Here is a 4,710-nt window from a genome sequence, read left to right on the forward strand (position 1 = left end):
CAGAAGCTGCTCAACACCCTGACCGCCAAGGAGAAGGCGGCCCTCGCCGCCGAGCAGCAGCGGGCCAACCGCTCCTCCAGCGACCGGGTGGACCTGGGCAACGACTCCTCCGCGTCCGGCCGGGCCGCCGCGGCGTTCTCCGCCGCGCAGAGCAAGATCGGCACCCCGTACGTCTACGGCGCGACCGGCCCCTCCTCCTACGACTGCTCGGGCCTGACCTCCTGGGCCTACGCCCAGGCCGGCGTCTCCATACCCCGCACCTCCGAGGCCCAGTCCGGCATCGGCACCCGCCTCACCCGCGGCCAGCTCCAGGTCGGCGACCTGGTCTTCTTCTTCAACGACCTGCACCACGTCGGCCTCTACGCCGGCAACGGCCAGGTGCTGCACGCCCCTCGCACCGGCACGGTCGTGCGGTACGAGTCGATGGACACCATCGGCGGGCCGTTCATGTTCGGCGTCCGCGTCTGACCCTCTTCACGCGGTGACCGGCGGCGGCGCCCTGGTGACCGGCCGCCGGCTCAGTGGTGCGGTACGACGGCCACGGGGCAGCCGACGTGACGTATCGCGGCGTGGGTGACCGGGCCCGTACGCACCAGCGCCGGCCGGCCGGTGAGACGGCGGCCCACCACGAGCAGGCTCGCGCCGGACGCGGCCCGCACCAGCGCGGTGGCCGGCTTCTCCCGTACGACCGTCTCCAGGACATCCACGTCGGGGTACTTGTCCCGCCAGACCTGGAGGACGGCGGAGACGAAGCCCTGCCACTCCCCCGCCCGGCAGGGACCGTCCACCAGGGCGATGTCACCGGGGCCGAGACCGAAGGCCGGCGGCGACTGCCAGGCGTGCACCGCGCGCAGCCGGGCCCGCCGCCGCCGGGCCGCCTCGAAGGCGAACTCGATGACCTCGTCGCACGGGTCCTTGACGTCGAGAGCCAGCACCACGTCGCGGTAGCCGGTGCGGGTCGAGGCGCCGCCACCCGCGGCCGGCAGATGCTCGTCCGCGGCGTCCTCGCCCGCCCTGACCAGGACGACGGGGCCGGTGGCCTGCCCGACCACTCCCAGGGCCACGGACCCCACCAGGAACCCGGCGAGACCGGTCAGCCCGCGCGAGCCCAGGACGAGCAACTCCGCCCGTTCGGCCGCCTTCAGCAGGGCGGCGGTCGCCGGGCCCTCCACCTCCTCGTCGGTGACGCTCGCGGCGGGGACCGCGCCGTGGATCCGTTCCTCCGCCCGGCGCAGGGCCGGTGGCGCCGGCTGCCGCCGCGTGGCGTTCACGGGCTCGCCGTCCGGCCCGGCCGGATGCCACTCCCTGGCGTGGATCAGGCGCAGTGGCCGGTCGCGCCGCGCCGCCTCGCGGGCCGCCCACTCGGCGGCGGCGAGGCTTTCGGGTGATCCGTCGACTCCGGCGACGACGGGTGCGGACTCGGGTGCGGGCATGGTGCCCACCTCCTGTAGGGGTTCTGCTCGTTGGTGCCGGTTCGCGCGGCCCCCGGCGGCAGGCGCCGCGTGTTCGCGCGTGGAGCGGCCGGCGCCCTGGCGGGCGTCGCCGTCCAGCGCCTCTCACAGGCTGCGCAGCCGGTCCTCGGTGACGCCGTGCGGCTCATGCCGGGCGGGCCGCAGGTGGGAGTCGTCCAGGCGGTAGGTGAGCCGGTCGACCACGGCCACGACGCCGTCGATCCGGCGGGTCGTCGAGACGGCGATCTCCGTGTCGCTCCTGCGCTCCATCCGGCCGGCGAGGGTCACCACGCCCTCCACCACGGAGACGTCGATGCTCCGCGGCGGCAGCCACAGCGCGCGCCGCAGGATCTCCTCGATCACTTCGTCGCGGATGCCCCGGTCCGGCTTGAGGAAGACCTGGAGCAGGTCGCGCCGGGTGACGATGCCGACCAACCGGTCCTCCTCGTCCACGACGGGCAGCCGTTCCACGCCCCGCTCGGTCATGGTCCGGGCGGCCTGGGCGACGGTGGCCCCGGCGCCCACGGTGACGGGTGGCTCGGTCATCAACTGGCCGGCCGTGCGGGCCCGGCCCTTGGCGGCGCGCCGCCGGGCGGCTCCGGTCAGCGCCAGGGCGGGCAGCCGGCGCCGGGCGGGCTCGGGCGGCTCGGCCTGACGGGCCACCAGGTCGGTCTCGGACAGGACGCCGACGACCTTCTCGTCCTCGTCGACCACCGGCAGTCCGCTGATCCGGTGTTCGGCGAGCAGCCGTGCCACTTCCCTGAACGGGGTGCCGTACGCCGCCCGGACGACCTCGGTTGTCATCACGGAGCCGACCTTGTCGTGCTTCATGGTGTTCCCTCCCTCAGCTCACCTCGCGGCGCCCAGCGGGTCCGCACGACCGCTGCCCTCATGACTCGTTCTCCCCTCCGGTTCCGCTTCCGGTGCGCTCAGTCGTGGGCCACGACGGCGACGGGGGCGGTCGCGTGGTGCAGTACGGCGTGGGTCACCGGACCGATGTGGGTACCCACGCCCGAGCGGCGGATGCGCCGGCCGACGACGACCAGGGAGGCGTCACGGGCGGCTTCGACGAGGGCGGCCGAGGGGCTCTCGCTACGGGACTCGGCGACGACCTCGACGTCCGGGTACTTCCGCTGCCAGGGTTCCAGCGCCTCGGCCAGGGCTGCGGCGTCGCTCCGCGCCACCATCGCGGTGACCTCGGGGTCGGGCGCCGGGCCGTAGGGGTAGTAGTAGGGCGGGTTCCAGCCGTGCAGCACGCGCAGCGGTACGCCGCGGCGCGCGGCGGTCTCGAAAGCGAACTCGATCGGTGCCGCGTCCGGGCCGGCGGTGTCCAGGCCGAGCAGGACCGGCCGGAACGGGGTGGCCGCGGAGGGGATGCCCGCAGGGTCCTGTTCGTGTTCGTCCGCGGCCTGTTCGCCGGCACGGACCAGGACCACGGGCCGCTCGGTGTGCGCCAGGACCGCGAGGCCGACCGAACCGACCAGGAAGCCGCCGACGCCCCCTGGGCCGCGGGAGCCGAGTACGAGGGTCTCCGCGTCCTCCGCGATCCCGGCCAGTACCTCGGCGGGCCGGCCGGTGAGCTGTTCGGTGACCACCTCGAGGCCGGGGTGGCGCAGCCGCAGGCCCTCGGCCACCTCCCGCAGCATGTTCCCCCAGCCCTCTGCCCGGGAGGCCCCGCTCTCGTCCTGCCCGGTCCCGTACCGGCGGGCCTCGGCGCCCGGCAGCGGGGCCCGGTCCATGGGCTCGGGCAGCGGCTGCCACACGTGGACCAGCTTCACCGGCAGTCCGCGCGGGTTCGCCTCGCGGGCGGCCCACTCCGCGGCGGCGCGGCTCTCGGGCGAGCCGTCGAGCCCTACGGTGATGGTGCGGGGCATGGTCTTCTCCACTTCCTGGATCGGGGACCCTCCGGTCCCGTTCCTGGATCGGGGGCCCTCCGGTCCCGGTTCCAGCGTCGTCCGAGCAGGTCTGTGGTGTCAGGGGCCGCCGGTCCCTCGGGCGGGCCGATGGGCCCTGGCGGCCGGTGGCCGGGCGGCCTCGCGAGTGGGCCGTCCCGGCACGGGGGTCAGCGCAGCCAGGTGTGGTCGCGGACGACGGGGAGCCGGGCCCACAGCCGGCCAAGGCCCCAGGTGGTGCCCGCGCCGGCGGCCGCCACGGCGATCAGCGCCACCGCGTAGATCTCGTGGTATTCGGCGAACGGGTTGGTCGACATGCTCGGCGAGCCGTCCGACAACTGCCTGGCCGGCGGCCACTCGGCCAGCCACATCAGCGCCATCATCGCCGTCCCGGCCAGCGCCGCCGGCCGCAGCGCCGCCCCCGCCGTCACGGCCGCCCCGATGCCCAGCAGACCGAGCATGAACAGCCAGTCCGCCCAGCCCGCCCCGGCCCACGCGTGGAACGCCGACTCCATCGGCCCGGCGGCCACCGAACTCAGGAAACCCTTCGTCGGCGACCCGCCGTCGATCCAGCCCCCGCCCGACGAGGTGGCGTAACCGAGCCCGAAGGCCTTGTCCAGGAACGCCCACAGGAACACGAACCCGGTCAGCAGCCGCAGCGACGCCAGGGCGAGGTCCCGCGCGGTGTGCGTGACGAGGCTCATCGGGGCGGTGGCCGCCGAGTGGGTCCGGGGACCGCGGGAGAACAGGCGCAAGCCCGCGGTGCGGTGAGAGTGCTCGTGCACGGCCATGATGGCGTTCCCTTCGGTGAGTTCAGGTCCTCGTTTGCTTGACGCCTCCACTCTCGCGGTGTGCGCCGCCCCGCACCCGATGCCGAAGGGCTCCGTCGGTGGGGCTGAACGTCCCTGTCCGCCGGGCCCGTTGGCGGGCGGCGAGGAGCGCGGGCGGTGCGCCGATCGGCAGAACCCGCGTCACGACACAGAGATGCCCGGCCGGAACGAACGGCCGGGCACCTCTCCCATGTCTCCTGACGTCAGCTGCCGCCCGGCTTCTGGCGGCCCATCACCTGGGTGGCGATCACGGCGGCCTGGACGCGGCGCTCGACGCCGAGTTTGGCGAGCAGCCGGGAGATGTGGTTCTTCACCGTCTTCTCGGCGAGGTACAGCCGCTGGCCGATCTGACGATTCGTCAGTCCTTCGCCGATGAGGGCCAGGATCTCCCGTTCGCGGTCGGTCAGGCCGGGCAGCTCGTCCGGCTCCTCCTGCGGCTCCTGGCCGCCGCGCAGCCGGGCCATCAGCCTGGCGGTGGCGCTCGGGTCGAGCAGGGACTGGCCGCGGGCCACGGTGCGTACGGCGGACACCAGGTCC

At 74.7% G+C, this 4,710-nt stretch carries 6 protein-coding genes; 1 reads left to right on the top strand and 5 read right to left on the bottom strand.

The window, feature by feature from the left end:
* On the top strand, positions 1-468 hold a 468-nt coding region (locus ABZ478_RS39165), incomplete at its 5' end, for a C40 family peptidase (RefSeq protein WP_359557558.1).
* 50 nt (positions 469-518) lie between these two features.
* On the opposite strand, the gene ABZ478_RS39170 is transcribed toward ABZ478_RS39165, so the two are convergent.
* The 5 genes from ABZ478_RS39170 to ABZ478_RS39190 all read right to left on the bottom strand — a co-directional run.
* Positions 519-1,433 carry a universal stress protein gene (locus ABZ478_RS39170; protein WP_359557560.1) on the bottom strand — a complete coding sequence of 305 codons (915 nt, stop codon included), beginning with the start codon at positions 1,431-1,433 and terminating at the stop codon, positions 519-521.
* Positions 1,434-1,556: 123 nt separating this feature from the next.
* A complete protein-coding gene (locus ABZ478_RS39175) occupies positions 1,557-2,282 on the bottom strand; it encodes a CBS domain-containing protein (protein ID WP_359557562.1) in 726 nt (241 codons plus the stop codon).
* Positions 2,283-2,380: 98 nt separating this feature from the next.
* Positions 2,381-3,325, bottom strand: coding sequence for a universal stress protein (locus ABZ478_RS39180; RefSeq protein ID WP_359557563.1), 945 nt, complete (start codon positions 3,323-3,325; stop codon positions 2,381-2,383).
* Between the two features lie 188 nt (positions 3,326-3,513).
* Positions 3,514-4,134, bottom strand: a complete 621-nt coding sequence (locus ABZ478_RS39185) for a hypothetical protein (protein WP_359557564.1) — start codon at positions 4,132-4,134, stop codon at positions 3,514-3,516.
* Positions 4,135-4,376: 242 nt separating this feature from the next.
* On the bottom strand, positions 4,377-4,710 hold a 334-nt coding region (locus ABZ478_RS39190), incomplete at its 5' end, for a response regulator transcription factor (protein WP_359557566.1).

Origin of the sequence: Streptomyces sp. NPDC005706, assembly GCF_040631045.1 — a bacterium.
Lineage (GTDB): Bacteria > Actinomycetota > Actinomycetes > Streptomycetales > Streptomycetaceae > Streptomyces.

Excerpts from the sequence above, each read along its gene's own strand:
- ABZ478_RS39170 (WP_359557560.1), bottom strand. The coding sequence starts at position 1,433 with ATGCCCGCACCCGAGTCCGCACCCGTCGTCGCCGGAGTCGACGGATCA.
- ABZ478_RS39175 (WP_359557562.1), bottom strand. The coding sequence starts at position 2,282 with ATGAAGCACGACAAGGTCGGCTCCGTGATGACAACCGAGGTCGTCCGG.
- ABZ478_RS39180 (WP_359557563.1), bottom strand. The coding sequence starts at position 3,325 with ATGCCCCGCACCATCACCGTAGGGCTCGACGGCTCGCCCGAGAGCCGC.
- ABZ478_RS39185 (WP_359557564.1), bottom strand. The coding sequence starts at position 4,134 with ATGGCCGTGCACGAGCACTCTCACCGCACCGCGGGCTTGCGCCTGTTC.